Source organism: Burkholderia reimsis (assembly GCF_003294055.1).
GTDB lineage: Bacteria > Pseudomonadota > Gammaproteobacteria > Burkholderiales > Burkholderiaceae > Burkholderia > Burkholderia cepacia.
The window spans coordinates 18,993-41,849 of the sequence record NZ_QMFZ01000010.1 but is presented as its reverse complement, the minus strand read 5'-3'; the positions used below and the strand labels follow the sequence as shown (position 1 = coordinate 41,849).

Annotated in this window: 19 protein-coding genes and 1 pseudogene; 5 read left to right on the top strand and 15 right to left on the bottom strand. The window is 68.2% G+C overall.

What is annotated here, in order from left to right:
• Positions 1–215: 215 nt before the first annotated feature.
• A complete protein-coding gene (locus DPV79_RS14130; protein WP_048027892.1) occupies positions 216–944 on the top strand; it encodes an IclR family transcriptional regulator in 729 nt (242 codons plus the stop codon).
• A 42-nt stretch (positions 945–986) separates the two neighbouring features.
• Here the strand turns inward: DPV79_RS14130 and DPV79_RS14125 are convergent, their stop codons facing one another.
• From DPV79_RS14125 to DPV79_RS43860, 10 genes and pseudogenes are all read right to left on the bottom strand, one after another.
• Positions 987–2,438 carry an NAD-dependent succinate-semialdehyde dehydrogenase gene (locus DPV79_RS14125; protein ID WP_175895146.1) on the bottom strand — a complete coding sequence of 484 codons (1,452 nt, stop codon included), beginning with the start codon at positions 2,436–2,438 and terminating at the stop codon, positions 987–989.
• Between the two features lie 84 nt (positions 2,439–2,522).
• Entirely contained in the window at positions 2,523–2,855 is a 333-nt protein-coding gene (locus tag DPV79_RS14120) for an NIPSNAP family protein (RefSeq protein WP_113045677.1), read from the bottom strand.
• Positions 2,845–4,473 carry a bifunctional 3-(3-hydroxy-phenyl)propionate/3-hydroxycinnamic acid hydroxylase gene (locus DPV79_RS14115; protein WP_113045742.1) on the bottom strand — a complete coding sequence of 543 codons (1,629 nt, stop codon included), beginning with the start codon at positions 4,471–4,473 and terminating at the stop codon, positions 2,845–2,847. The genes DPV79_RS14120 and DPV79_RS14115 overlap by 11 nt, the downstream gene beginning before the upstream one ends.
• Entirely contained in the window at positions 4,470–5,351 is an 882-nt protein-coding gene (locus DPV79_RS14110) for an alpha/beta fold hydrolase (RefSeq protein ID WP_113045743.1), read from the bottom strand. Before DPV79_RS14110 ends, DPV79_RS14115 begins: the two co-directional genes overlap by 4 nt.
• A gap of 26 nt (positions 5,352–5,377) precedes the next feature.
• Positions 5,378–5,983 (bottom strand): amino acid synthesis family protein, encoded by a 606-nt coding sequence (locus tag DPV79_RS14105; RefSeq protein ID WP_021157757.1) that lies wholly within the window; start codon positions 5,981–5,983, stop codon positions 5,378–5,380.
• A gap of 50 nt (positions 5,984–6,033) precedes the next feature.
• The gene (locus DPV79_RS14100) at positions 6,034–6,549 is read right to left on the bottom strand and encodes a VOC family protein (RefSeq protein WP_059495588.1); all 516 of its coding nucleotides are present in this window, start codon (positions 6,547–6,549) and stop codon (positions 6,034–6,036) included.
• A gap of 12 nt (positions 6,550–6,561) precedes the next feature.
• Positions 6,562–7,599 carry a WD40/YVTN/BNR-like repeat-containing protein gene (locus DPV79_RS14095; RefSeq protein WP_059495586.1) on the bottom strand — a complete coding sequence of 346 codons (1,038 nt, stop codon included), beginning with the start codon at positions 7,597–7,599 and terminating at the stop codon, positions 6,562–6,564.
• A 15-nt stretch (positions 7,600–7,614) separates the two neighbouring features.
• The gene (locus tag DPV79_RS14090; RefSeq protein ID WP_021157760.1) at positions 7,615–8,427 is read right to left on the bottom strand and encodes an SDR family NAD(P)-dependent oxidoreductase; all 813 of its coding nucleotides are present in this window, start codon (positions 8,425–8,427) and stop codon (positions 7,615–7,617) included.
• Between the two features lie 49 nt (positions 8,428–8,476).
• Entirely contained in the window at positions 8,477–10,057 is a 1,581-nt protein-coding gene (locus DPV79_RS14085; RefSeq protein WP_060220638.1) for an acetolactate synthase large subunit, read from the bottom strand.
• A gap of 583 nt (positions 10,058–10,640) precedes the next feature.
• Positions 10,641–10,787 (bottom strand): annotated as a pseudogene (locus tag DPV79_RS43860) (DUF1016 N-terminal domain-containing protein); the annotation flags it as partial.
• A gap of 851 nt (positions 10,788–11,638) precedes the next feature.
• On the opposite strand from DPV79_RS43860, the gene msrB reads away from it, so the two are divergent.
• The 4 genes from msrB to DPV79_RS14060 all read left to right on the top strand — a co-directional run bounded on the left by msrB (position 11,639) and on the right by DPV79_RS14060 (position 16,295).
• Positions 11,639–12,169: a peptide-methionine (R)-S-oxide reductase MsrB gene (gene msrB / locus DPV79_RS14075; RefSeq protein ID WP_113045676.1), complete on the top strand. Its 531-nt coding sequence runs from the start codon at positions 11,639–11,641 to the stop codon at positions 12,167–12,169.
• A gap of 35 nt (positions 12,170–12,204) precedes the next feature.
• A complete protein-coding gene (locus DPV79_RS14070) occupies positions 12,205–14,100 on the top strand; it encodes a cytochrome c biogenesis protein DipZ (RefSeq protein ID WP_060304153.1) in 1,896 nt (631 codons plus the stop codon).
• Between the two features lie 120 nt (positions 14,101–14,220).
• Positions 14,221–14,916: a peptide-methionine (S)-S-oxide reductase MsrA gene (gene msrA, locus DPV79_RS14065; RefSeq protein WP_059493191.1), complete on the top strand. Its 696-nt coding sequence runs from the start codon at positions 14,221–14,223 to the stop codon at positions 14,914–14,916.
• A 263-nt stretch (positions 14,917–15,179) separates the two neighbouring features.
• The gene (locus tag DPV79_RS14060; protein ID WP_113045675.1) at positions 15,180–16,295 is read left to right on the top strand and encodes an aromatic ring-hydroxylating oxygenase subunit alpha; all 1,116 of its coding nucleotides are present in this window, start codon (positions 15,180–15,182) and stop codon (positions 16,293–16,295) included.
• A gap of 32 nt (positions 16,296–16,327) precedes the next feature.
• On the opposite strand, the gene DPV79_RS14055 is transcribed toward DPV79_RS14060, so the two are convergent.
• From DPV79_RS14055 to DPV79_RS14035, 5 genes are all read right to left on the bottom strand, one after another.
• Positions 16,328–16,765, bottom strand: coding sequence for a cytidine deaminase (locus DPV79_RS14055; protein WP_165843512.1), 438 nt, complete (start codon positions 16,763–16,765; stop codon positions 16,328–16,330).
• Positions 16,766–16,827: 62 nt separating this feature from the next.
• On the bottom strand, positions 16,828–18,144 hold the full coding sequence (gene deoA, locus DPV79_RS14050) for a thymidine phosphorylase (RefSeq protein ID WP_113045741.1): 1,317 nt from the start codon (positions 18,142–18,144) through the stop codon (positions 16,828–16,830).
• A 38-nt stretch (positions 18,145–18,182) separates the two neighbouring features.
• Positions 18,183–19,457 (bottom strand): NupC/NupG family nucleoside CNT transporter, encoded by a 1,275-nt coding sequence (locus tag DPV79_RS14045; protein ID WP_042972929.1) that lies wholly within the window; start codon positions 19,455–19,457, stop codon positions 18,183–18,185.
• 349 nt (positions 19,458–19,806) lie between these two features.
• Positions 19,807–21,264 (bottom strand): dihydropyrimidinase, encoded by a 1,458-nt coding sequence (gene hydA / locus DPV79_RS14040; RefSeq protein ID WP_113045673.1) that lies wholly within the window; start codon positions 21,262–21,264, stop codon positions 19,807–19,809.
• 70 nt (positions 21,265–21,334) lie between these two features.
• Entirely contained in the window at positions 21,335–22,843 is a 1,509-nt protein-coding gene (locus tag DPV79_RS14035; protein ID WP_113045672.1) for an NCS1 family nucleobase:cation symporter-1, read from the bottom strand.
• Positions 22,844–22,857: the final 14 nt, after the last annotated feature.

Below are 22,857 nucleotides of genomic sequence, written 5' to 3'. Positions count from 1 at the left end.
GGATTCCATATTGATTCGATGCGACGCGATCACGGGACGATCAGCGGCATGTGTCGCGCGCCTTCCTTGATGCGGGTCCGGTTGCCGCCGCCACGACTTAAGTTAGACTACGGCCCTGCCGTCGCCGATGTGTCGCGTCACCCGCGACCGCGGCGCGAGCCGTTTCCGATTCTCCCGTTCCATTGCCGCAAGCCGCCTGATTTCCGGATCACGTCATGTCGAGCCTCACCAAAATGCTGTCCATCCTCGACGTCTTCTCTTCGTCCGCGACGTCGATGACCGCCGAGGAAATCGCCGAACACATGGGCTTTTCACGCACCACGTGTTATCGCTACGTGAAGGAACTGGCTTCCGTCGGCCTGCTCGTCGGCACCAACGGCCGCTATACGCTGGGCCCGCGCATCATCCATCTCGACTACAACATGCGGCAGTCGGACCCGACGCTCACCGCCGCGAAGCCCGTCATCCAGAAACTGGTCCAGGTCACCGGCGGCGATGCGCTCGTGTCGACGCTGTTCGACGAACAGATCATCAACGTCATGCACGAAACCGGTGCCGAAAACCTGCAGCTCGGTTTCGGCCGCGGCCGCATCATGCCGCTGTTCCAGGGCGCATCGTCGAAAGTGATCGTGGCCGCGATGTCGCGCGCGCGCCTGAAACGGCTGCACGAACGGCACAACGCCGCGTTCGGCGAGTTCGCGGCCGACTGGACACAGTTCTGGCGGCACTGCCAGCAGATCGTCGAGACCGGCTACTGGATCTCGCGCGGCGAACTCGACGCCGGTTTCGTCGGCATCGCCGCCCCGATCCGCACCGCCAGCAGCGGCGAGATCAACAGCAGCCTGTCGCTGGTCTTTCGCGCCGAGCACTTCGCGCTGTTCGACGAGCACGTGCTCGGCAAGCTGCTGATCGACGCCACCGCGCAGATCGGCGAAGCCACCTGAAGGCTGGCGCGACGTCGCGCGCGGGCACCGGCGCGCGCACCGTCAGTTCAGTTGCGTGATGAATTTGGTGACCAGATAACCGTCGAAGGTCTCGGTGCCTCCCTCGCTGCCGAAGCCGCTGTCCTTCACGCCGCCGAACGGGATCTCCGCCGGCCCCATGCCGAAGTGATTGATGTTGACCATGCCGGCCTCGAGCGCGCGGCCAATCCGGTGCGCGTTGCGTGCCGATGTCGTGAATGCATACGACGCCAGGCCGAACGGCAAACGATTGGCTTCGGCGAGCGCATCGTCGAGTGCATCGAACGGCACGATCCCGACGATCGGGCCGAACGGCTCGTCATTCATCAGGCGCGCCTCGCGCGGCGGTGCCACGACGACCGTCGGCGCGAAGTAATGGCCGGCCCCCGGCAAACGCGTGCCGCCCGCGACGATCGCCGCGCCGTTCGCCTTCGCGTCGGCGACGAACGCGTCGATCTCCGACACGCGCCGCGCATGCGCGAGCGGCCCCATCGTGACGCCCTCCTCCAGTCCGTAGCCGACGCGGATCTTGCCGACCGCTTCCAGATACGCGGCAACGAAGCGATCGAACACCGCGCGTTGCACGAAGAACCGCGTCGGCGACACGCACACCTGCCCGGCATTGCGAAACTTGTACGCGGCCAGCATCGCCGCGGCGCGCTCGATCTCGGCATCCGCGCAGACGATCACCGGCGCGTGTCCGCCCAGCTCCATCGTCATGCGCTTCATGTGCGCCGCGGCGAGCGCCGCCAGCCGCTTGCCGACCGGCACCGAACCGGTGAACGAGATCTTGCGCACCTGCGGCGCCTCGATCAGTTGCGTCGACACGTCGCCCGGCACACCCCACACGATGTTCAGGCAGCCCGGCGGCAACCCCGCATCGTGGAAGAGGTGCGCGAGCGCGACGAGCGCGCTCGGCGATTCCTCGGGCCCTTTCAGCACCAGCGTGCACCCCGACGCAAGCGCGGCCGCGATCTTGTGCATCGCCTGGCTGAACGGGAAATTCCACGGCGAAAACGCCGCGCACACGCCGATCGGCTCCCGCAACACCGTCTGCATCACATCCGGCGAACGCGCCGGCACGACGCGGCCGTAGGTGCGACGCCCCTCCTCCGCGTGCCATTCGAGCTGTTCCGCGGACGACATGACCTCCGCGACCGCCTCGCGAAGCGGCTTGCCCTGGTCCATCGTGATATGGCGGCCGATGGACTCGGCGCGCTCGCGCACGAGCGAGGCGGCGCGCCGCAGGATGTCCGAGCGCACGAGCGGCGACTCGCGGCGCCATGTCGCGAACGCACGATGCGCGGCATGCACGGCGGCGTCGATATCGGCCCGCGTCGCATGCGGCAGGTCGCCGAGCACGCGGCCGTTGCCCGGATCGAAGACGGGCTGCGTGCGCCGGCCGTCGGCCGGCAGGAACCGTCCGTCGACATACAGACGAAGCGGCGGGTAATCGACGCACGCATCAGGCACCATGCGCGAAGTCAGCGGCGTAAACGGAATCAAGACGGAACCCTCGGTTGAAAGTGCGCGGTTGGCGTGGACGGCGCGACGGCCGCTTCACGCCGCCTGTTGCGGCGCATGCAGCAAGCCGCCGATTTCCTGCCGGAGAATCTGGTTTTCCTGCCTGACGAGCAGATGCCGGACCTTGCCGCGAAAGCTCCCGAACTCGGGATCGGCCATCAGCGCGGCACGCCGCCGCGCACGCGTGTCGAGCGAATCGAATGCCCACAGATAGACGAGCTGGTTCAGCGGCCCGACTTCCGTCGCGAAACAGCCGATCATCGTGCCGAGCACCCGCTCCTGCGCGGCGCGTCCGCATTCCGCATACAGCCGCAGATATTCGGCGACGCCGCCCGGCACCAGCGTATAGGTGCGTTGCTCAACAAACATGCGCTTCCTCCCGTTGTCGTGGCGCGAACGCCTGAAAGGCCGCGGTCGCGCGGGCCATCCCCACGGCGTCCGTCTGCGCCGCCACGTAGCGATCGGGGCGCACCACCACGAGCGGGCCGGCATGCCGGTCGAACCACGCCGCCAGCGCGTTGTCGACGTCCTCGACGCAGGCGCTGCCGTGCACGCTGGTCACGCGCCGGGCGCGACTCGTCCCGCTGCGCGAACGGCTCACCTGCACGAACACCGCGCCGAGCGACGTCCAGTACGCGCGATCGTCGTCGCTCAGGCACGCTTGCGGATCGCACTGCCAGCCGACGATCGAGAACCACGGACCCAGCACGTCGTCGAGTTTGCGGCGCACGCCATCGGCCGTTTCGACATCGGGCTGCACGATCATCCTGCCGATCGCATCCGATCCGCCGGGCAGCACGATGCCGCGCGTGTAGCTCGGCATCGGCTTGAACCGCATCTGCAGGATGTAGTCCTTCAGTCCCGGCGCAAAGCGGACTAGCCCGAGAACGCGATCGCGCACAAACGCGACGAGCCGGTTGGTCGGCATCAGCATCGCGCCGAAGGTGTCCGCGAGGTCGATCATCGCCTTCGCGTGATCGCGCCGCTCGGATTCGTACGTCGAGATCACGCCGGGATGCAATGCGCCACGGACGATGCCCGCCAGCTTCCACGCGAGGTTGCCCACGTCGCGCAGGCCCGCGTTCAGGCCCTGGCCGATCCAAGGCGGGCTGAGGTGCGCGGCATCGCCGACGAACGCCACGCGACCGACAACGAAACGCTCGGCCACCCGCGAATGGTGCGTGTAGGTTCGCGCGCGCACGATCTCGACGCGATCGATGTCGTCGACGTACGGCGCGATCAGCGCGCGAATCGAGTCGGGCTGGGCGATCGCCGCTTCGTCCTCGTGCGGAAACACGAGAAACTCCCAGCGCCGGAAATCGAACGGCAGATAGATGCAGACGTTCGGGCGGCGCGGGTCGCAGTTCAGCGCCGTGCAAGGCTGGTCGAGGCCGGCGTTCTTCACATCGACCACGACCCACTTGATCGGATGCGTCGTGCCGGCGAGCGTGACGCCGAGCAGCTCGCGCATCGGACTGCGTCCGCCGTCGGCCGCGACCACGTAGTCGGCCTGGAGCGCATACTGCCGGCCGTCCGCGCGGCGCACCTGCAACGTGACGCCTCCATCGTCCTGTTCCACATCCACCACTTCCTCGCTGGTTCGCAGCGACACGTGCGGATAGCGGGCCAGCCCGGCACGCAGCGTTCGTTCGGCCAGTTGCTGCATGAAGATGTTGCGCCGCCACCAGCCGAATTCGCGGATCGACGGGCGGATATCGGCAAAGCATTCACCGTTCGCCTTGAACATGCGCAGCGGCACGTTCTGGATGATGTCGCGGCTCAGTTCGTCGGCGAGCCCCGCTGTCTGAAACATCCGCAACGCTTCGTCGTCGATGCCGACCGCGCGCGGAAATTCGACGACGTCCGCCGCCTTCTCGACGATCACCGTCGCGATGCCGTAGAGGCCGAGCAGATTCGCCATCGCCACGCCGTTCGGCCCGGCGCCGACGATCGCGACCGATGTCCGCTCCGGATTGTTCGCCTTCATGCGTCGGCTCCCGTCCGCCATGCCGGATCGTCGAGACGATCGAGCCAGGTGCGCAATGCGTGGTTGAACGCGGCGGGCTGATCGTCATGCACGTAGTGCGTCGCGCCCGGAATATCGAGCCAGTCGATGCCGGCGCTGGCCGCCATTTCGGCCGCCACTTCCGCGGCCAGGAAATCCGATTCGCCGCCGCGCAACAGCAGCGTCGGCACCTGCAGGTTGAGAACCAGCGGCCACAGATGGACGAGCTGCTCCGGCGTCGCGGCCAGCCGGGCCGCCGCGATCCCGGCGGCGTCGTGCCGCCACACGATCCGTCCGTGCGCGTCCTCCTTCAGCGAGTGCGCGACGCGCGAATCGAGCGCGGATTCCGCGATGTTCGGCCGCTGATGCCGCCAGAATGCGCGCGCGTCGTCCCACGACGCGAACGCGTCCGGCGTTTCCTTCAGCTCGCGCTTGATGCGCTCGGAACCTTGCGAGCCGGCCGACGCGCCCGGGCCCATGTCCTCGGTCACGAGACCGGCAAGCCGGTCCGGATTCGATGCCGCGTAGACGAACGCATTGGCGCCGCCCATCGAATGCCCGGCCAGCACGAATCGTCGCAGGTCGAGCGCGCGTACCAGCGCATCGAGATCGCGCACGTAGGCCGCCGCGTAATAGTCCCGCCGCGGATCCCAGTCGCTCAGCCCGCGCCCGCGCTGATCGAGCGCGACGACCCGGTAGCGATCGGCCAGCGCGTCGGCAACGGGCTCCCACGTCCGCGCGTAGCTGCGCAAGCCGTGCAGCATCACCACGGCCGGCGCATCGTCGCGACCCCAGCTCACGTAGTGCAGCCGCAACCCGTCGCTCTCGACCCATCCATCCTTGACGGACACCGTATTCATCATTCGCTCTCCGGCAGCCCCTGCTTTCAGACCAGGCCGTCGCGGCCGACGATCTCGCTCGCCTTCAGCCCGCCGAGCCGCGCATGCAGGCGGCCGCGCGTCGCGAACGCGAAGATCACCAGCACTTCGTCGTCGTTGGGCGCGTCGGGAAACAGGCACGTCACCGTGTCGTAGTGCGAGCGCACGTAGAGCGCATCCTTGTGCGCGAGCGGCACGTCGATCACCGTGTTGATCGGGCCGCGCTTGCCGCTCGACGGCACCCACGATTTGCCGCCGCCCAATGCCGCACGGATCGGCTCCGCGAAGATCGACGTGAGGAACGCGTTGCCGTGTTCGTATTCGCCGGCCGAGCCGACCAGGCACGCCTTGCCGTAGCTCTCGATCGCGCGGCCTGCCGCGAGCGACTCGATGCGTCGCGCGAATTCCTGCCCGAGCGCCGGCGACGGGCGTACGAGATCGTCAAGATTTTCGCTGTACCGCCCCGCATACGGGTTGTGCACGGCCGCGGCGATCACGATCTTGCGCAGCGGCTCGCCGTCCGCGAGCTGGCCGGTCTCGTTCGCGAGCGAATCCTCGATCTGCGTATACCACTTGCGGATATGAAAGCCCTCGAAATTGGCGATCTTGCTCATCAGTAATCCTCTATAAAGTATCGATGGTGTCGGAATGGACGGCGGGCACGTCAGTCGAACAGCGGCTCGAGCTGAAAGGGATCGCTGGGCGCGTTGTACCGGTGCAGCACGCGCTTGCCTTCCTCGTCGTCCGTGACGGTTTCGCAAAAGAATTCGAGCCGGTTGCCGTCCGGGTCCGAAAAATACACGCCGATTCCGACCTTGTGATCGGTGATCTTCACGATCGGCACGTCGCGACGGATCAGCATCCCGTACAGCCGGCGCAGCTCGGTCAGGCCGCCCGCGATTTCGAGGCCGTAGTGCTGCAGGCCGATCGTGCCGAGTTCCGCATCGGACGCCGCGCGAATCAGCGCGATGTCATGGTGTTTCTGGCCGAACGACATGAACACCCACTGCTCGCCGCGAGCGGTTTCCGTCATGCCGAGCACGTCGGCGTACCAGATGCTCGAGCGCACCGGATCGCGCACGAACAGCGACAGGTGCGTGCGCTGCACACGCGGTACCGGCAGCGGCAGCCCGCTTTCGTTCGCGTGCGCCGCCCGTTGCTGGAGGTCAGGCTGGGTCATCACTTGCTCCGCTCAATGCGTCGACTGCGCGTGGGCGACGAGCGGCGCTTCGAACGGCGTCCACGCCACGGCCGTGATCTCGCTGAATTCGCGCCATTCCTTGGTCCAGCTCCGGCCGCCGTCGTGCGAACGGAACAGGTGCCCGTACTTGGTCCCCGCATAGACGAGCCCGGGCCGCGCCGCATGGACGCCGAATGCCCAGAACGTCGAATTCGGCGGCGTGTGCAGATCCGTCTCGTGCCATGCGCGGCCGCGATCGGGCGAGCGGTAGATACGGCTGCGCGTGCCCGGCGTGCCGTCGCCGATCGCCATCAGCAGGTCGCCGCCGGGTGCCGCCAGCGGGACGACCGTGCGCGTGTAGTACAGCCCGTCGAAGCGGTCGCGCGACAGCTTGCCGTCCCAGGTCAGGCCGTCGTCGTCGCTCACGTGCACCGCGTTCACCGTCAGCAACACCGTGGTCTTCGGCTGGTGCGGCCCGGCGGGCAGCACGGCGATCGCATGAATGTCGCTGTTGCGGATCGCCGTGCCGGGGCCGTCCACGCGCGTCCAGGTCGCACCGGCGTCGCGGCTGCGCCATGCGCCGCCTTCCTCCACGCCGTACCACACGTTGCGGCTGTCTTCCGGGTCCACGCAGATCGTCAGCAGCCGCGGACGATTGACGCCCGAACAGAACTCCGGAAACTCGGGAGCCGTTCGCGCCCAGGTCAGCCCCGCGTCGCTCGACTTGTAAAGCGCGGCACGCGACGGCGCGCCGGTGCCCGCATACAGCACGGCCGGATTCGCAGGATCGATCGCGATGGACCAGACTGTCTGCCCGTTCAGCAGGTTCTCGGGGCGAAACCAGTGCGCGCCGCCATCCTCGCTGATGCACAGCCCCGAATCGGCGCCGGCATACACGCGCGACGGCGTAGCGGGATCCACCGCGAGCGCGCGCACGATGCCGTCGAACTCGATGGGCTCGTCCAGCCCGAGGCGATGCCAGGTCTTGCCGTCGTCGTTCGAGCGCAGGATGCCTTGTCCCGCGGTGGCGACCAGTACGGTTGCGGTCATGCGATGCTCCTTGTGTCAGAGAAAAATGCCGCGCGTGAGCCCACCGTCGCAGCCGATCGACTCGCCGGTGATCGAGCCGGACTTCGGTGACGCGAGAAACGCCACGATCCATCCCATTTCTTCCGGCTGCAGCACGCGCCGGATCGGCGTGACCTTCACGTAGTTGGCCTCGACCTCCGCGGCCGTCAGCCCCTGCTTCTGCGCTTCCTTCTCGTAGAGCTCGTGAATGTGCGGCGTCTCGACGACGCCCGGGTGAATCGTGTTGACCGTGATGCCGAATGGGCCGAGCTGGTCGGACAGCGTCTTGGTCAGGTGCACGATCGCGACGTTGCGCATGCCGGACAACTGCTTGCTGCCGCGGCCGGTGAGCCCGCCGATATTGACGATCCGGCCGAAACCATGGCGCCGCATGTAGGGCGCGGCCGCCTTCGCGCAACGCAGGTAGCCGACGACCTTGATGTCGATGTCCTGGAGCAGCCCCTGCGGATCCGCGTGCTCCAGCTCCGCGCGCACGAGGCCGCCCGGATGCGCAGCGCCGTTCAGCAGGATGTCGAGCCGGCCGAAACGTTCGACGCTCGCCGCCATCGCTGCTTCGATGGACGCCATGTCGGTCGTGTCGAGCGTGACGGGCAGGATCGCGCCGGCCGCGTCGCCCAGCGGCGCGAGCGTCGCGCGAATCTCGGCGGCGGCGGCCTCGAGGTGTTCGAGGCGTCGCGCGGCAATGGCGACGTTGACGCCTTCGCGGGCCAGTTCGAGCGCGACCGCCTTGCCGATGCCCATGCTGCCGCCGGTGATGAATGCGGCTTTTCCGTGGAGTTGCAGGTCCATAACGATGAAAGATCAGAGTCGGGATTAAAGAAGTCAGCGGGTAGCGCGATCAGGGCAGGCACATTTCGATGAGCCGCGGCCCGTCGGAGTGCGCGAGCGCGACGTCGAGCGCCTGGGACAGCGCCTGTACGGTATTCGCGCGCTCGGCCGGTACGCCGTAGCCGCGCGACAGCGCGAGCCAGTCGATCGGCGGATCGTCGAGCAGGGTCAGGCGGCTCGCGTGCGGCATGTCGGCCGGCAGGCCGCCGCGTGCGAGCTCGGTCTGCAGGATGCCGTAGCGCCGGTTCGAGGCGATCAGCATGACGATCGGCAGACGCTCGCGCGCCATCGTCCACAATGACTGGATCGTGTACTGCGCGCTGCCGTCGGACTGCAGCGCGAACACGCGGCGCTCAGGGCACGCGACGGCGGCGCCGAGCGCCACCGGCAAGCCCTGGCCGATCGCGCCGCCCGTGTTCGTGAGGATCGTGTGACGGCGCGCGCGCGCCGACGCGGTCACGAACGGATAACCGCACGTGCCGCCCTCGATCGACACGATCGCGTCGTCGGGCAGCGCATTCGCCAGCACGCGGCCGACGGTCTGCGGCGTCAGCGGCCCGTCCTCCACGCGCCAGCGTTCGATAGGCACCCCATCGTCGTTCGTTGCCGCGCCGATGCGATCGGCCAGCGCCTCCAGCGCGTCGTCCGCCGCATCGCCTGGTGTTGCCAGCGTCACGATGTCCTCGGGCCGCGCGAGTTCGCCCGGAATGCCCTCGTAGCCGAAGTAGGTGACGGGCGCGAGCGCGCCGGCGAGCACCACGCGCCGACCGGCCAGCGCGGCGAGCGCCGGTTCGGGGAAATAAGGCAGGCGGTCGATGTCCGGCAGACCGCCGCCGCGCTCCGCCCGCGCAGGAAAAGTCTCGCTGAAGCAGGTCGCACCGGTGGCCGCCGCGATGCGCGCCGCCGCACGCTGCCCACGCGCCGACAGCGCGCGGGCGCCCATCAGCAGGACAGCGCGATGACCGCTGAGCAGCAGGTCGGCCACCTGTTCGACCCGAGCGGCATCGAACGTCACCGCAGCCGGGCGCACGATGGCGGGCCACGCCGCACTGCGCACCCGGGCCGACTGGAGATCGACTGGAAGCACGAGCGTCGCGACGCCACGCCGCGTGCCCATCGCGGCGGAAATCGCGTCGGCCGTATCCGTCGCGAGGTCGGCGTCGCGCGCCACGCTGCGATACCACACCGACACCGGACGGGCGAGCGATTCGATGTCCGACGTCAGCGGTGCGTCGTACTTCAGATGCTCGCGCGTGTGATCGCCGACGATGTTCAGGATCGGCGTGCGGGCGCGGCGCGCATTGTGCAGGTTGGCAATGCCGTTCGCGTGGCCGGGGCCGAGATGCAGCAGCGTCATCGCGGGCTTGCCGGTCATGCGGCCATAGCCGTCCGCGGCGCCCGTGCACACGCCCTCGAACAGCCCGAGGATCGAGCGCATGCCCGCCACGGTATCGAGCGCACCGACGAACGGCATCTCGGTCGTGCCTGGATTGGCAAAACAGACGTCGACACCGGCGTCGCGCGCCGTGGTGAGCACGACGCTCGCCCCGCTTCTTGCTTCGGTATCGCTGCCCAACTGTGGGATGTTCATGCGGCTGCTCGACGGGTTTGGCTAAGGTGTTTTTACTGTAATCCCTAATTACGGGATTTGTCAAACACAACTGCGCCCTTCCTCGTCAGAAGAAGAACGGGAAATTCCAGAAAATTTCCGGATTTCGTGGGGATACACCCTACTGAAAATACAACGCAGTGTTTTGCATTTACCACAATTCGGGATTTGACCAAAAATGGAGGGGGGTATGCAGCAAGTCGGCGCCCGTGCCGCGCACCGCGACAAACCTGCTCGAGAGCGCCGACGGTCATGGCCAGTACGCGCTGGACTCGCTCGGGTTCGGCACGAATTCGAAAGCGCTCGTTGGCTGTCCAGGGGTCGCTTTTGTCAGTCGGTCAAGAATCGCCTGAAGGGCGTGACGACGAGCCGGCTTCAGTCGGCGCTGAGCCCGCGACTCTGGATCGTGTACCGCGTGAACCGCGGCGCACTCGATTCAGAGAAAGGAGGCGGCTGCGAAGCCGATGTGAAATGGACCGGCACGCGGTAGCTCGCGACCGTGGCGACAGATGCCACCGACCGTCGTGCCGACCAGCCGGTTGGTGCGCAGGCCGGCCGCATAACGAGAGTTCATCCGCTCCTGCAACTGCCGCGACGACCAGCGCTCCAGGCGACAGAGTTCGATGTAGAAGTCGCGCTTGAGCGGGTCGTCGACGTACATCAACATCTTCAGATGGGTCCAGCTCAATTCTCTCCGCAGGGCGGAGAGAATTCAGCCACCGGCCCGCCGAGGCCCTCGCCTGTCACCGCGCTAAATGTGCGCGCGCAATTGAGCTTCGGCACCGCCAGAGACAAAGCCACCCCTCCAGTCGCCCCGCCCAGATCGAAGAACCTCCAGGCCCGCGTGCGACGCAATGCCCAATGAACCCGCCCACCGACACGTCGTCGCCCGCGCCAGAATTACAGGGGTGCCGAGACGGTGGCGGCAGCGTTTTTCGATCGCCACGGCGGGGGGCGCTCAATGCCCTTCGGACACGATGTCTCGCACGCGGAGGCTCCGCCTAAGTCCCGAAATGAAGGAGAACCTGGCCCTTACTATGTTCCCCTTCATTCCGCCGGATCCTGCCTCGAAATGGACCACTTCGGCGGAGCGCATCGCGCACGTCTTTCACTGCACAACCGCGCACGTCCTAACTCGCCCCTGAAATTGCTACGAAGAAAACTGTCAAACTTCCGCGTCCACACGCGCACCACACGTCGGTCGCGCTAGCTTGCAAACTCATCCGTCTATCAACGCGCATCGCACGTTCGGCGTGATGCATGACCGCAGTCAAACAACGGCCGTGTCCCTGTCCGATTCGACCGGCCAGCCAAACTCCGGATTCGCCGCGCCTCTCGACGAACACTAAAATGACACTAAAAATCGCGGCACGAACAGGCGCCCGGTAGACATTGGCTGCTCCCCCCGCTCGAAAGCCCTTGCCAGCCGGGCTTCGACAGATTCCAGCCCCCCAACCCAACACCCCAGACTTCACGATTCGTTTAACTTTCCGTGAGGACTTCGACACCGGCCGCTGACTACGATGGGCGCATGTTTTCAGGACCTGCTGCCAGGAGCCCATCATGCCCACCCGCAGACATCTGCTGTTCGCCGGCGCCACCGGCCTCGCCGCGCTTGCGACCCTGTCGTCCGTCGGCCGCCGCGCGCTGGTCGGCCGCGCGTTCGCCGCGCCGCCGGCCACCCCGCAGACGGCCGCGCCTTTCGAGGTCACCCTCAGCGACGCCGAATGGCATCGCCGGCTCACGCCCGCCCAGTACACGGTCCTGCGCGAAGCCGGCACCGAGCGCCCGTACACCAGCCCGCTGAACGACGAGCACCGGCACGGCACGTTCGCGTGCGCCGGCTGCGACCTCGCGCTGTTCTCGTCGGCCACCAAGTTCGACAGCCATACAGGCTGGCCGAGCTTCTGGAAACCGCTCGACCACGCGGTCGCCACCCGCACCGACGCGTCGTTCGGGATGATCCGCACCGAAGTGCACTGCCGCCGCTGCGGCGGCCATCTCGGCCACGTGTTCGACGACGGCCCGCCGCCGACCGGCCTGCGCTACTGCATGAACGGCCTCGCCCTCGCCTTCCACCCCGCCACCGCCTGATCCGGCCCCACGCCTGATCGACTGGAGAACGCACCATGCTGCTCATCGTCCTTGCCTATCTCGGCGGCGTGCTCACGATCCTGAGCCCGTGCATCCTGCCCGTGCTGCCGTTCGTGTTCGCGCGCGCCGACCAGCCGTTCGTGCGCACCGGCCTGCCGCTGCTGGCCGGCATGGCCCTCACGTTCGCCGTCGTCGCGACGCTCGCGGCCGTCGGCGGCGGCTGGGTCGCGCAAGCCAACCAGGCCGGCCGCTGGGTCGCCATCGTGCTGCTCGCGGTGTTCGGCCTGACGCTGCTGATGCCGCGTCTCGCGGAGCACCTGACGCGACCGCTCGTCGCCGCCGGCAACCGGCTCACCGGCTTCGCGCAACGCGACGGCCGGCCGGCCGGCCCCGCATCGTCGCTGCTGCTCGGCGTCGCGACCGGCCTGCTGTGGGCGCCGTGCGCGGGCCCGATCCTCGGGCTCGTGCTGACCGGCGCCGCGCTGCGCGGCGCAAGCGTCGGCACGACGCTGCTGCTGGTCGCGTATGCGGCCGGCGCGGCGACGTCGCTCGGCGTCGCGCTGGTGATCGGCGGCAAGGTGTTCGCCGCGATGAAGCGCTCGCTCGGCGCCGGCGAATGGATCAAGCGCGGAATCGGCGCGGCGCTGCTGGCCGGCGTCGGCGCGATCGCGCTCGGCCTCGATACGGGCGCGCTCGCACAACTGTCGACCGTCACGACGGGCGGACTCGAAACGAAGCTCGTCGACCGGCTCGGCGGGCGTGCCAACGGCACGCCGGCGGCAATGGCACCGGCCGGCGGTTCGGCGGAAAACGTGGCAGAACACGCGGCGGACGGCTCGGCCAACGGTGTCGCGAACGGTGCCGGCGGCGCGATGATGGCCGCGACAGCCGATGCCGCGCAGGCCGGCGGCGCGATGATGCGCGTGGTGGACGCGACGCATGCGCCGGCCGCGCTGCCCGTCGAAGGCACGCTGCCGTCGCTCGACGGCGCGGTGCAGTGGCTGAACTCGCCGCCGCTGACGGCGGCCGGCCTGCGCGGCAAGGTGGTGCTGGTCGATTTCTGGACCTATTCGTGCATCAACTGCCTGCGCACGCTGCCGTACACGACCGCGTGGGCGCGCAAGTATGCGCCGTACGGGCTCGTCGTGATCGGTGTGCACGCACCCGAATTCGCGTTCGAACGCGACATCGGCAACGTGAAGAAGGCCGTGCACGACCTCGGCATCGACTTCCCGGTCGCGATCGACAACCGCTTCGCGATCTGGCGCGCATTCAACAACGAATACTGGCCCGCCCACTACTTCGTCGACGCGCAGGGCCGCGTGCGCCGTCACCACTTCGGCGAAGGCGAGTACGCGGAGTCGGAGCGTGCGATCCAGTCGCTGCTCGCCGAGGCAGGCCATCCGGAAGCGCTGAACGTGCCGCTCGGGCTCGCCGGCGCGCCCGCGAAGGGTGCGCTCGCGGCGGCCGACAGCGCGGACGTCCGCTCGCCCGAGACCTATGTCGGCTACGCACGCGCCGAGGATTTCGTGTCGCCCGGCGGCGTGGTGCGGGATGCGGCGTATCACTATGCCGAGCCGGCCCGTCCCGATCTGAACGACTGGGGCCTCGCCGGCATGTGGCGGGTCGGCGCCGAACGCGCGACGCTCGCGGCACCCGCCGGCCGCATCGTCTACCGCTTCCATGCGCGCGACTTGCACCTGGTGCTCGGCCCCGGCGAGGACGGCAAGCCGGTGCGCTTTCGCGTGACGCTTGACGGCGCGGCCCCCGGCGCCGCGCACGGCAGCGACGTCGATGCGCAAGGCTACGGCACCGTGACCGGGCAACGCCTGTACCAGCTGGTCCGGCAACCCGGCGCGATCGCCGATCGCACGTTCTCGATCGAGTTTCTCGATCCCGGCGTGAATGCCTATGCGTTCACGTTCGGCTGATCCCGGCCGGGGCGGCGCACCGGCGCCGCGTCCGGGCCACGCTTTCCATTCCGCCTTCCGAAGGAGCACACCGTGAACACCATCTCCCCCCGCGGTTCCGCGCCGCAACGGCGCACGGCGATGCTGCGCCGCATCGGCGCCATCGCCGTCGCGGCGCTCGCCGTGTTCGGCTACCAGCGCATCGTCAACTCCGCCGAGCCGATGCGCACCGTCCCCGCGCCCACGCTCGACGAAACGCCCGGCGCATCGCACGACGAGACGGCCGTGCTGGCCGGCGGCTGCTTCTGGGGCGTGCAGGGCGTATTCGAGCACGTGAAGGGCGTGAAGCAGGTCACGGCCGGCTATGCGGGCGGTGCGTCCGAAACCGCGCACTATGCGCTCGTCGGCTCGGGGCTGACCGGGCATGCGGAATCGGTTCGCATCGTCTACGACCCGACCCAGATCACCTACGGCCGGCTTCTGCAGGTGTTCTTCTCGGTCGCGCACGATCCGACCGAGCTCAACCGGCAGGGCCCCGACGAAGGGTCGCAATACCGGTCGGCGATCTTCCCGACCACCGCGCAGCAACGCGCGGTCGCGAGCGCGTATATCGCGCAGCTCGGCACCGCGCACGTGTTTCCCACGCCGGTCGTCACGCGTGTCGAGGACTACAAGGGGTTCTACCCGGCCGAGGCCTACCACCAGAACTACCTCGAGCTGCACCCCGACGCGCCGTACATCGCGTACAACGACATGCCGAAGATCGCCGGGTTGAAGCAGTACTTTCCGGCGCTGTACCGCACCGACGCGGTGCTGTGGCGCGATGCACGCTCGTGACCGCCACGCGGTCACGCGGCCGCGTGACGGGGTGACGGGTTGACCGGGTAACGCCCGCCGCGCGGCCGAAGCCCGTGCGGCCACGCACGGCCGGCGCGAGCCGCCCGCGATCCGGTTTGCGCTGCATCAACGAAGCCGCGGCCGCCGTGCCGGGGCAAACCCGCATCGCGTCCGCCGCGACCGGCAACTTCGCGTAGACTTCTCCAGATCCCCGCCGCATCTTGCGGCGCCCGGAATTCCAGTCCAGCCCGGAGACGTCACGCATGCGAGCAGTGCCCTTCCCTGACAGCGGCACCCTTGGAGAACCCTCTTCCGGCGCGGCCGTGCGCGACTTGCGCCGCGTGCCGATTCATCCCGATCACTGGTACCCGCTCGCGTGGTCGCGCGAGCTGAAACGCGGCAAGACGCTCGGTGTGCGCTTCGCCGGCGATCCGATCGTGCTCGTGCGCACCGAATCCGGCGCCGTGTACGCGCTCGAGGATCGTTGCGCGCACCGCCAGGTGCCGCTGCACGCGGGCGTCGTGAGCGGCGAGACGCTGCGCTGCTGTTATCACGGCTGGACCTACGCGTGCGACAGCGGCCGCTGCGTCGACGTGCCGTACCTCGGCCGCGAGCGCCTGCCCAACGGCGTGCGCGCGTATCCGTGCCGCGAAGCGCACGGGCTGATCTTCGTGTTCCCGGGCGACGCGACGCTCGCCGACTCGCGGCCGTTCCCCGCGCTCGAATCGGCGGACGACCGCGCGTTCAAGACGCGCCGCTTCGGCCGCGAGGTCAAGTGCCACTACTCGTTCATGCACGAGAACCTGATGGACATGAACCATCAGTTCCTGCATCGCAAGCAGATGGGGCAGATGCGTGCGCGCTCGGTCGGCCGGCGTCGCGGCGACGACTGGGTCGAGGTGGACTACACGTTTGCGCGGATGGAAGGCAAGCAGCCGGTCGGCGAAGCGCTCGTGTTCGGCGCGAGCAAGAAGCCCGGCGAGCAGGCGGACAAGAGCGTGATGACGGTGCGCACCGGTTATCCGTACCAGACACTGCAGATCCGCTCGAGCGAAGGCACGCTCGTGATGGACCTGTGGATCGTCTACGTCCCGCTCGACGCCGAGCAGCGCACCAACCGCACGTTCGGACTGCTGTCGATCCACAAGCCCGGCATACCGTTCGCGCTCGATCTCGCGTGGCCGCTGCTCGTCTGGTTCACCGAGCGCATCTTCCGCGAGGATCGCTGGATCGTCGAGCGCGAGCAGGAAGCGCATGACCGGCAGGGCGCCGACTGGAACCACGAGGTGTTTCCGGTCATCAACGAGCTGCGCGACCTGCTGCGCCAGTGCGGCGCGCGCACGGTGATCCCGATCCGCGAAGCGCGCGACGGCGCGTGACGTGAGCGGCGCGCCGTCGCGCGCGCCGTTCGTTACAACCGGAACGCGCCCGGCAGCAATGCGTCGGCCGTCGTGACGCTGACGGCCCCATTCAGGTTGGCCAGGATCACTTCGATGTCCGGCGTGCCGATCTCGATGATCACCTGGCGGCAGGCGCCGCACGGCGCGATCGGGCCGTCCGTGTCGCCCACGACCGCGAGCCGCGTGAAATCCCCCGGACGATAACCGGCGGCGACGGCCGCAAACATCGCCGTGCGTTCCGCGCAGTTGCAGAGTCCGTAAGACGCGTTCTCGACATTGCAGCCGTGAAAAACCGTCCCGTCGCGCGCCAGCAGCGCGGCGCCGACCTTGAAGCGGGAATACGGCGCATACGCGCGTTCGCGCGCCGCCTTCGCCGCTTCGATCAGTTCGTGTCGTTCCATCTCGTCGTGCCTCCGATTGTGTGCCGGTGAGCATCGGCGCGGCCGCATCCCGGCCGTCACGATACGCCCGTGGCGTGCAGCGATCGCCGGTATCCGCACCGTGCGACCGGTCAGCCGATCCGCTGATAGAGGGTCGGCGGCGCGTCGCCCGTGTCGCCCAGCACGTAGCTGCGCTGGATCGCCTCCACCGCGTGCGCCGCGGCGGCTGCGTCGCGGGCATGCACATGGCCGAGCGGCTGGCCGGCTTCGACATGCTGCCCGATCTCCGCGAGCGCCGTCAGGCCGACACTGTAGTCGATCGCGTCCGCCGCGCGCGTGCGGCCGCCGCCGAGCGCGACGACCGCGAGCCCGAGCGCGCGGCAATCGACCCGCTGCACGACGCCGCTCACGCGCGACGGAACCGGTACGATCACCTCCGCCCGCGCAAGATGACGCGCGGGTGCGTCGATCAGGTCCGCGGGGCCGCCGAGCGCCGTGACCATCTTCGCGAAGCGTTCCGCCGCCGCCCCCGAATCGAGCGCGTGCTGCAACTTCACGCGCGCCGCCTCGACGTCGCGCGCCAGCCCGCCGGTGACGAGCAACTCCGCCGACAGCGCCATCGTGACGTCATGCAGGCGCGCCGGGCGCGACTTGCCCGTCAGGTAATCGATCGCGCACGCCACTTCGAGCGCATTGCCCGCGCACGGCGCGAGCGACTGGTTCATGTCGGTGAGGATCGCGGTCGTCTTCATGCCGGCGCCGTTGCCGACGTCGACGATGCTGCGCGCCAGCTCCGCCGATTTCTCCGCCGTCGGCATGAACGCGCCGGAGCCGACCTTGACGTCCATCACGAGCCCGTCGAGCCCCGCCGCGAGTTTCTTCGACAGGATCGACGCGGTGATCATCGCGATCGACTCGACGGTCGCCGTCACGTCGCGAATCGCATAGATGCGCTTGTCGGCCGGCGCGAGCCGCGCCGTCTGCCCGATGATCGCGACGCCGACCTCGCGCACCGTGCGGCGAAACACGTCCGTATCGGGCGTCACGTCGTAGCCCGGAATCGCGCTCAGCTTGTCGAGCGTGCCGCCGGTATGGCCGAGCCCGCGCCCCGAGATCATCGGCACGTAGCCGCCGCACGCGGCGACCATCGGCCCGAGCATCAGCGACACGACATCGCCGACGCCGCCGGTCGAATGCTTGTCGATCACCGGCCCGCCGAGATCGAGCGCGCGCCAGTCGAGCACGTCGCCCGAGTCGCGCTGCGCGAGCGTCAGCGCGACACGCTCGTCGGTGCTCAGGTCGTTGAAAAACACGGCCATCGCGAACGCGGCCACCTGGCCCTCGGTCACGCTGCCGTCGGTCACGCCACGCACGAACGCAGCGATCCCGTCGCGATCGAGCGGCTGCCCGTCGCGCTTCCGGCGAATGAATTCCTGCGGTAAAAACATCGTTGCCTCTCCTCGATCGTTCAGGTTCAGGCGCAAGTTCAATGAAGCGAAAAGAACAGGCCCGCAATCGCCGCGCTCATCAGGTTCGACAGCGTCGCGGCCGTCAGTGCGCGCAGGCCGTGCCGCGCGACTTCCGAGCGGCGCTCGGGCGCGACCGCGCTGAAGCCGCCCGCGAGGATCGCGATCGACGAGAAGTTCGCGAAGCCGCACAGCGCGAACGACACGATCGCGAGCGTCTTCGGGTCGAGCACCTGCAGGCCGGCCGCCGCGACGTGCTCGCCGCTCTTCAGGTACGGCGACAGGTCGCCATACGCGACGAACTCGTTGAAGATCAGCTTCTCGCCGATGAAGTTGCCGGCCAGCGCCGCGTCGTGCCACGGCACGCCGATGATCCACGCGAGCGGCGCGAACAGGTGGCCGATGATACCCACGAGCGTGATCTGCGGAAAGCCCGCGAACGCCGCCACGCCGCTGACGATGAGGTTCATCAGCGCGATGAGCCCGACGAACGCGATCAGCATCGCGCCGACGTTGATCGCGATCCGCAGCCCGACCGACGCGCCCGACGCCGCCGCCTCGATCACGTTGGCGGCGCGCTTGTCGTCGAAGTCGAGCCCGTCGACCACGACACGGCTCGGCTCGACCGTCGGAAACAGCAGCTTGCCGAACAGCAGGCCGCCGGGCACCGCCATGAACGATGCGGCGAGCAGGTATTCCATCTTCACGCCGAGGCCCGCATAGCCGACCAGCACCGAACCGGCGACCGACGCCATGCCGCTCGCCATCACCGTGAAGATCTCGGCGCTCGTCATGTTCCGCACGAACGGCTTCACGAGCGCGGGCATCTCGCTCTGCCCGAGAAAGATCGTCGCGACGGCCGAGCACGCCTCGATGCGGCTCACGCCGAGCACTTTCGCCAGTGCGGCGCCGAGGATCGCGACGATCCACTTCATCACGCCGATGTAGTACAGCACCGCGATCAGCGCGGTCACGAAGATGATCATCGGCAGCACGCGCAGGCCGAACACGAACCCGCCGTCGCCGAACAGCTGGAACATCTTGCTGTCGACGAGCCCGCCGAACACGAACGCGATGCCGTGATTGCCCATGTCGAGCACGCGATTGACGCCGTTCGCGGCCGCCGCCAGCGCCGTGCGGCCGGACGGCACGAACAGCACCAGTGCGCCGATCGCCAGCTGCGTGCACAGCGCGGCGATCATGGTCCGGCCGCTCACCGCGCGCCGGTTGTTCGACAGCAGATAGGCCACCAGCAGCAGGAACAGCATACCCAGGAGACTGCGCAGAATATCCACCTCGTACTCCTTGCTCTCAATGTTGTTGGACTGTTCGGCGGGCAGGCCCGGCATACCTGCGAAAACGCCGTCGGTGGATATTACTCGCCGGCATGCACGCCGACAACGCAAACAAAATGGCCGCGTTCGAGCAACGTCGCGTGCTTCGTCGACTTGCTCAGTTCTTCTACATACCGGGAGATCGGCAAGACGGGATCACGCCACGATCCGTCCCAAATACTGAGAGAACTGGCGAGATGGTGTGCAGCGGGCAGAAGGAGTGCCTGCATGCACGGGAAGGCAAGATGAAGCATGCGGGGCGTGCCGCTCGACCCGACACGCCCCGCACGTTACACACGTTACGCACCGTTCAGCCGGCGCGCTCGACCGGATGCGGTTCGCGCAGCCGGTTCGCGATCCGCGCGGCCTCGTAGTAGCCGGCGGCCGGCGGGCGCTTCAGGTAGCGGCCCGCGCCGCGCACCGCGCGCAATTCGCCGTCGGCCCATGCGAGTGCGCCGCGCGTGAGCGTATGCGTCGCGACGCCCTGCACCGTCATCCCCTCGAACACGTTGAAGTCGACCTGCTGGTGATGGGTCTTCACCGAGATCGTCTTCGTCGCGGCAGGGTCCCACACGACGAGGTCGGCATCGGCGCCCACCTGCACGGCGCCCTTGCGCGGATACAGGTTGAAGATCTGCGCGGCATTCGTCGACGTGATCCGCACGAACTCGTTCGGCGTGATGCGGCCGTGATTCACGCCGTGATGCCACAGCACCGACATGCGATCCTCGACCCCGCCGCAGCCGTTCGGGATCTTCGTGAAATCGTCGCGGCCCATCGCCTTCTGCGACGCGCAGAACACGCAGTGGTCGGTCGCCGTCGTATGCAGTTGCCCCGCCTGCAGCCCGCGCCACAGCGCCTCGCGATGCTCGGCCGAGCGGAACGGCGGGCTCATTACGTGCGCGGCCGCGCGCGTCCAGTCCGGATCGCGATAAACGGCCTCGTCGATCACCAGGTGGCCCGGCAGCACCTCGCCGAACACGCGCAGCCCCTCGCTGCGTGCGCGCGTGATCGCATCCACCGCGTCCTTCGCGGAGACGTGCACGATGTACACAGGCACGCCGAGCACCTGCGCGATGCGGATCGCGCGGTTCGCGGCCTCGCCCTCGACCTCCGGCGGCCGCGACAGCGGATGTGCCTCCGGCCCCGTCATCCCGCGCGCGAGCAGCGCCTTCTGCAGCTGGAACACGAGCTCGCCGTTCTCGGCGTGCACGGTCGGCAGCGCGCCGAGTTCGAGCGAACGCGAGAAGCTGTTCACGAGCACCTCGTCGTCGGCCATGATCGCGTTCTTGTACGCCATGAAGTGCTTGAAGCTCGACACGCCGTGCTCGCGCACGAGCGTACCCATGTCGCGATGCACGCTCTCGTCCCACCACGTCACGGCCACGTGGAAGCCGTAGTCGGCCGCCGCCTTCTCGGCCCAGCCTCGCCATTCGCGGAACGCGTCCATCAGCGGCTGCTTCGGGCTCGGGATCACGAAGTCGATGATGCTCGTCGTGCCGCCGGCGAGCCCGGCGGTCGTGCCCGAGTAGAAATCGTCGCTCGCGGTCGTGCCCATGAACGGCAGTTCCATATGCGTATGCGGATCGATGCCGCCCGGCATCACGTACTGGTCGTGCGCGTCGACGACGCTCGCGCCGGCCGGCGCGTCGATCTGCTCGGCGATCTGGAGGATCGTGCCGCCGTCTTCAGGGTCCGCGCACAGAACGTCGGCGCGATAGGAGCGGTCCGCATCGACCACGGTGCCGCCGCGAATCAGGATTGCCATGGGGTTGCCTCCTCGTTGACTGTCGGGTGCCGCATCACACGCATCAAGCGCATCAAGCGCATCGCGCGTGTCATGCGCTCGCGATCTGCGCGCGCTGTCCGGCGCGCCACTTCATCCAGGTGCCGTACACGCCCGACGCCAGCACGAGGCCGACGAACCACGCGTACGTATAAAGCGTGTTGAAGATCGCCGGCACGATCGGGAACGACGCCGGAAATGCCGTGTGCAGGAAGCCGGGCAGGTTCGGCAGCACGCCGACCGCGAGCGCGGCCAGCGCGGCCGGGTTCCAGCCGCGCGCGTAGCTGAAGCCGCCGCGTTCGTCGAACAGCGCGCGCGTGTCGAGCCGCGTGCCGCGAATCAGGAAGTAGTCGACCATCATGATCCCCGCCACGGGCCCGAGCAGCGCCGAATAACCGACGAGCCAGGTGAAGATGTAGCCGTCCGTCGTCGCGAGGATCTTCCACGGCATCATCACGATCGCGATGGTCGCGGTGATCATCCCGCCGGTGCGGTACGAGATCGCCTTCGGCCACAGGCTCGAGAAATCGTAGGCCGGGCCGACAAGATTCGCGGCGAGGTTGCAGCACATCGTGTCGAGCGTGAGGATCACGAGCGCGATGCCCACGCCGATGCCCGTCATCCGGCTCGTCAGGTCGATCGGATCCCAGATCGCGTTGCCGTAGATCACGACGGTCGCGGACGTCACGACGACCGACACCACCGACAGCAGTGCCATCGGCAACGGCAGCCCGATCGACTGGCCGATCACCTGGTCGCGCTGCGAATGCGCGAAGCGCGTGAAATCGGGGATGTTCAGCGCGAGCGTCGCCCAGAAGCCGACCATCGCGGTCAGGCCCGGCCAGAAGGTCGCCCAGAACAGCCCGGCCTTCTTGCCGCCCGCCGCGAACTGCGACGGCGCCGACAGCATCGTGCCGAAGCCGCCCGCCTTCGACGTCGCCCACCACACGAGCGCCACGCACATCACGACCTTGATCGGCGCGGACCAGCTCTCGAGCCAGCGGATCGAATCGGTGCCGTGCCAGATGAAGTAGAGCTGCAGCGCCCAGAACACGAGAAAGCACGCGAGCTGCCCGAACCCGATGCCGACGACCGGCAGCGCCGCGCCGTGCAGCGCATTGCCGGTCAGGATGTTCAGCAGCGTATAGATCGCACTGCCGCCAAGCCAGGTCTGGATCCCGTACCAGCCGCATGCGACGATCGCGCGCAACAGCGCCGGCAGCTTCGCGCCCTGCGTGCCGAACGACGCGCGCACGAGCACCGCGTACGGAATCCCGTGCTTCGCGCCCGCATGACCGATCAGCAGCATCGGCACGAGCACGATCAGGTTGCCGAGCAACACCGTCGTCACGGCCTGCCACGGCGACATGCCTTCCTGGATCAGCCCCGCCGCAAGCATGTACGACGCAATGTTCATCACCATCCCGACCCAGAGCGCCGCGAAGTGATACCACTTCCACGTGCGCTGCGCCGGCGTCGTCGGCGCGAGGTCGTCGTTGTACAGGCTGCCGCCCTGCGCCGCGGCGCCATCGGGATCGGCGGGATTCGCTGCGTGATTCATCGAACGCACTCCAC

Excerpts from the sequence above, each read along its gene's own strand:
- DPV79_RS14130 (WP_048027892.1), top strand. The coding sequence starts at position 216 with ATGTCGAGCCTCACCAAAATGCTGTCCATCCTCGACGTCTTCTCTTCG.
- DPV79_RS14125 (WP_175895146.1), bottom strand. The coding sequence starts at position 2,438 with ATGGTGCCTGATGCGTGCGTCGATTACCCGCCGCTTCGTCTGTATGTC.
- DPV79_RS14120 (WP_113045677.1), bottom strand. The coding sequence starts at position 2,855 with ATGTTTGTTGAGCAACGCACCTATACGCTGGTGCCGGGCGGCGTCGCC.
- DPV79_RS14115 (WP_113045742.1), bottom strand. The coding sequence starts at position 4,473 with ATGAAGGCGAACAATCCGGAGCGGACATCGGTCGCGATCGTCGGCGCC.
- DPV79_RS14110 (WP_113045743.1), bottom strand. The coding sequence starts at position 5,351 with ATGAATACGGTGTCCGTCAAGGATGGATGGGTCGAGAGCGACGGGTTG.
- DPV79_RS14105 (WP_021157757.1), bottom strand. The coding sequence starts at position 5,983 with ATGAGCAAGATCGCCAATTTCGAGGGCTTTCATATCCGCAAGTGGTAT.
- DPV79_RS14100 (WP_059495588.1), bottom strand. The coding sequence starts at position 6,549 with ATGACCCAGCCTGACCTCCAGCAACGGGCGGCGCACGCGAACGAAAGC.
- DPV79_RS14095 (WP_059495586.1), bottom strand. The coding sequence starts at position 7,599 with ATGACCGCAACCGTACTGGTCGCCACCGCGGGACAAGGCATCCTGCGC.
- DPV79_RS14090 (WP_021157760.1), bottom strand. The coding sequence starts at position 8,427 with ATGGACCTGCAACTCCACGGAAAAGCCGCATTCATCACCGGCGGCAGC.
- DPV79_RS14085 (WP_060220638.1), bottom strand. The coding sequence starts at position 10,057 with ATGAACATCCCACAGTTGGGCAGCGATACCGAAGCAAGAAGCGGGGCG.
- msrB (WP_113045676.1), top strand. The coding sequence starts at position 11,639 with ATGCCCACCCGCAGACATCTGCTGTTCGCCGGCGCCACCGGCCTCGCC.
- DPV79_RS14070 (WP_060304153.1), top strand. The coding sequence starts at position 12,205 with ATGCTGCTCATCGTCCTTGCCTATCTCGGCGGCGTGCTCACGATCCTG.
- msrA (WP_059493191.1), top strand. The coding sequence starts at position 14,221 with ATGCTGCGCCGCATCGGCGCCATCGCCGTCGCGGCGCTCGCCGTGTTC.
- DPV79_RS14060 (WP_113045675.1), top strand. The coding sequence starts at position 15,180 with ATGCGAGCAGTGCCCTTCCCTGACAGCGGCACCCTTGGAGAACCCTCT.
- DPV79_RS14055 (WP_165843512.1), bottom strand. The coding sequence starts at position 16,765 with ATGCGGCCGCGCCGATGCTCACCGGCACACAATCGGAGGCACGACGAG.
- deoA (WP_113045741.1), bottom strand. The coding sequence starts at position 18,144 with ATGTTTTTACCGCAGGAATTCATTCGCCGGAAGCGCGACGGGCAGCCG.
- hydA (WP_113045673.1), bottom strand. The coding sequence starts at position 21,264 with ATGGCAATCCTGATTCGCGGCGGCACCGTGGTCGATGCGGACCGCTCC.
- DPV79_RS14035 (WP_113045672.1), bottom strand. The coding sequence starts at position 22,843 with ATGAATCACGCAGCGAATCCCGCCGATCCCGATGGCGCCGCGGCGCAG.